Source organism: Actinocorallia lasiicapitis, assembly GCF_054778695.1.
The window spans coordinates 1-3,256 of sequence record NZ_BAAGZI010000530.1 but is presented as its reverse complement, the minus strand read 5'-3'; the positions used below and the strand labels follow the sequence as shown (position 1 = coordinate 3,256).

4 protein-coding genes are annotated in these 3,256 nt (G+C 73.4%); 1 reads left to right on the top strand and 3 read right to left on the bottom strand.

The genetic code is table 11. The annotated features are described in order from the left end of the window. Positions 1-956 (top strand): M24B family metallopeptidase (locus tag ACYVE7_RS31605; RefSeq protein WP_460369929.1); only part of this gene is annotated, 956 nt, incomplete at its 5' end. Positions 957-997: 41 nt separating this feature from the next. Here the strand turns inward: ACYVE7_RS31605 and ACYVE7_RS31600 are convergent. The 3 genes from ACYVE7_RS31600 to ACYVE7_RS31590 form a co-directional block, all read right to left on the bottom strand. Next, on the bottom strand, positions 998-1,999 hold the full coding sequence (locus ACYVE7_RS31600) for a proline racemase family protein (RefSeq protein ID WP_460369927.1): 1,002 nt from the start codon (positions 1,997-1,999) through the stop codon (positions 998-1,000). Next, the gene (locus tag ACYVE7_RS31595) at positions 1,999-2,889 is read right to left on the bottom strand and encodes a dihydrodipicolinate synthase family protein (protein WP_460369925.1); all 891 of its coding nucleotides are present in this window, start codon (positions 2,887-2,889) and stop codon (positions 1,999-2,001) included. The genes ACYVE7_RS31600 and ACYVE7_RS31595 overlap by 1 nt, the downstream gene beginning before the upstream one ends. Continuing rightward, positions 2,882-3,256, bottom strand: a 375-nt coding sequence (locus ACYVE7_RS31590; RefSeq protein WP_460369923.1) for a (2Fe-2S)-binding protein, incomplete at its 5' end; no start/stop codon positions are given. The genes ACYVE7_RS31595 and ACYVE7_RS31590, both read right to left, overlap by 8 nt.

The window sequence follows — 3,256 nt, the reverse complement described above, 5'->3', positions numbered from 1 at the left end:
GCAAGGCGCTGAGCGGCGCGGGAGCCACCCGGGTCGTGCGCGGAGCGGATCCGGCCGTCGACGCCCTGATCGCGCCGCACGCCGACCCCGACGCCGACCGCGAGCTCGCCGCCGTCCTGGCCGAACTGCGGCTGATCAAGGACGAGTGGGAGGTCGCGCAGCTCACGGCGGCCGTCGACCACACGATCAGTGGTTTCTCCGACGTCGTCGCCGAACTGCGGCACGCCGCGTCGCTGGCGCGCGGCGAACGCTGGGTCGAGGGCGTGTTCAACCGGCGCGCCCGGCTCGAAGGCAACGGGGTCGGCTACGAGACCATCGCCGCCGCCGGAGCCCACGCCTGCGTGCTGCACTGGATCCGCAACGACGGCCCGGTGCCCGACGGGCAGCTCCTGCTGCTGGACGCCGGGGTCGAGGTCGACTCATTCTACACCGCGGACGTCACCCGCACCCTGCCCGTCAGCGGGCGGTTCACCGACTCCCAGCGCCGCGTCTACGACCTGGTGTACGCCGCGCAGGAGGCCGGGATCGGCGCGCTCCGCCCCGGCGCGCGGTTCCGCGACTTCCACAACGCGGCGATGCGCGTCATCGCCGAGGGCCTGGACTCCTGGGGGCTGCTGCCCGGCGGCGCGGAGGCCGCGCTCGACCCCGAATCGGGCCTGTACCGGCGCTACACGCTCTGCGGCACCGGCCACATGCTCGGCATGGACGTCCATGACTGCGCGAAGGCCCGCGCCGAGACCTACCTGGACGGCGTGCTGGAAGAGGGCATGGTCCTCACCGTCGAGCCCGGCCTCTACCTCCAGCCCGACGACCTGACCCTCCCGGCCGAGCTGCGCGGCATGGGCATCCGGATCGAGGACGACCTGGTCATCACCGCCGACGGCGCCGTCAACCTGTCGGCGGGGCTCCCCCGCCAGGCCGACGAGATCGAAGCCTGGATGGCCGAACGGCTCTGACGCCGGCCGCCCGGTCCTCCGCTCGAGGACCGGGCGCCTTTCTAAAGGACGAAGCCCGCGGGGAACGGGTCGTCGGGGTCGAGGTGGTACTGGGCGGTGCCGGTGATCCAGGCGCGGCCCGTCACGGTCGGGATGACCGCGGGACGGCCCGCGACCGTGGTCTCCTCGACGGCCCTGCCGAGGAAGCGGGTGCCGATGAACGACTCGTTGACCAGGGTGTCGCCGAGGGCCAGCGCGCCGCGGGCGTGCAACTGGGCGACCCGGGCGCTGGTGCCGGTGCCGCACGGGGAGCGGTCGAACCAGCCCGGATGGATCGCCATGGCGTGGCGGGAGTGCGCGGCCGTCGAACCGGGGGCCTGCAGATAGACGTGCTTGCAGCCGCCGATCAGCGGGTTCTCGGGATGGACCGGACGGTCGTGGTCGTTGATCGCGGCCATGACCGCCAGACCGGCGGTGATCAGTTCCTGCCGGGCGGCGCGGTCGAAGGGCAGGCCGAGGGCGTCCAGCTCGACGATCGCGTAGAAGTTGCCGCCGTAGGCCAGGTCGTAGGGGACCTCGCCGAAACCGGGCACCTTGACGGACCCGTCCAGGGTGTGGGCGTAGGAGGCGACGTTCCGGAGCGTCACCGACTTGGCGCGGCCGTCCTCGACCTCGACGTCCACGGTGACGAGCCCGGCGGGGACGTCCAGCCGGATCGTGGTGACCGGCTCGACCACCTCGACCAGGCCCGTCTCGACCAGGACCGTCGCGACGCCGATCGTGCCGTGCCCGCACATCGGCAGATAGCCCGACACCTCGATGTAAAGGACGCCGAAGTCGGCGTCGGGGCGGGTGGGCGGCTGGAGGATCGCGCCGCTCATCGCGGCGTGGCCGCGCGGCTCGTTCATCAGGAACCGCCGGAGCTCGTCGCGGTGCTTCTCGAAGTGGGCGCGGCGTTCGAGCATCGTCGCGCCGGGGATCGTCCCGACGCCGCCGGTGACGACCCGGGTCGGCATCCCCTCGGTGTGGGAGTCGACGGCGTGGATCACTCGTCTGCTGCGCATCAGCCCTCCAGCGGGAGGCAGGCGAGCGTGGCCGCGCGCACGGCGGCGTCCTGCTCGGCGGTGAGCGGCTGGCGGGGGGCGCGGACGGGTCCTGCCGGGCGTCCGGCCAGCTCCATCGAGACCTTGACGGCCTGGACGAACTCGGTCTTGGAGTCCCAGCGCAGCAGCGCGTGGAGCGCCCGGTAGAGCGGGAGCGCGGTGCCGAGATCGCCCGCGACGGCCGCCCGGTAGAGCCTGACGGTGGAGCGGGGCAGGGCGTTGGGGAAACCGGCGACCCAGCCGACGGCGCCCGCGATGGCCAGCTCCAGCAGCACGTCGTCGGAGCCGATCAGCAGATCGAGGCCGGGGGCCAGCTCCGCGATCTCATAGGCGCGGCGGACGTCGCCGGTGAACTCCTTCACCCCGACGATCAGGCCCTCGCGGTGCAGCCTGGCCAGCAGCGCGGGCGTCAGGTCGATCTTGGTGTCGTAGGGGTTGTTGTAGGCGACGATCGGCAGCCCGGCCTTGGCGACCTCCGCGTAGTGCTCGAGGACGGCGCGCTCGTCGCCCCGGTAGGTGTTCGGCGGGAGCAGCATGACGGCCTCGCAGCCCGCCTTGGCGGCCTGCTCCGCCCAGCGACGCGACTCCGCCGCGCCGTAGGCGGCGATACCGGGCATCACGTTCGCGCCGCCGACCGCGTCGACCGCGGTCGTCACCACGCGGGCGCGTTCGTCGGGCGTCAGGGTCTGGTACTCGCCCAGCGAACCGTTGGGCACGACGCCGTCGCAGCCGTTCTCCACCAGCCAGCGGCAGTTGTCGGCGAACGCCGCGTGATCCACCGCCAGCCCGGCGGTGAAGGGCAGGGCGGTCGCCACCATGACACCATGCCAGGGGACGCGCTTCTCACTCATGGGGGGACTCCTCCGCGACGATCTCAGCGAGGTCGCCGAGCCGGACCGGCTGGGCGAACGGTCTTCTGGCGAGGGCGCGCAGCGCGGGCTCGCCGGGTGCGCCGTCGCCGCTCAGGCAGGCGGTGGCATGGCCGCACATCCGGCCCTGGCACCAGCCCATCCCGGCGCGGGACAGCAGTTTCACGGTGCGCGGATCGGTCGCGCCCAGCTCGCGCGCGGCCTCCAGGACACGCGCGGCGGGGACCTCCTCGCACCGGCAGATCAGGGTGTCGTCGTGCAGCCAGTGCCGCCAGCCGTCCCGGACGGGGTAGGCGCGGTGCAGGGCCCGCGCGAACGAGCGGAGCCGGGCGCGGCGTGCGGCGAGCCG

Coding starts and splice junctions, on each gene's coding strand:
- ACYVE7_RS31600 (WP_460369927.1), bottom strand. CDS start 1,999: ATGCGCAGCAGACGAGTGATCCACGCCGTCGACTCCCACACCGAGGGG.
- ACYVE7_RS31595 (WP_460369925.1), bottom strand. CDS start 2,889: ATGAGTGAGAAGCGCGTCCCCTGGCATGGTGTCATGGTGGCGACCGCC.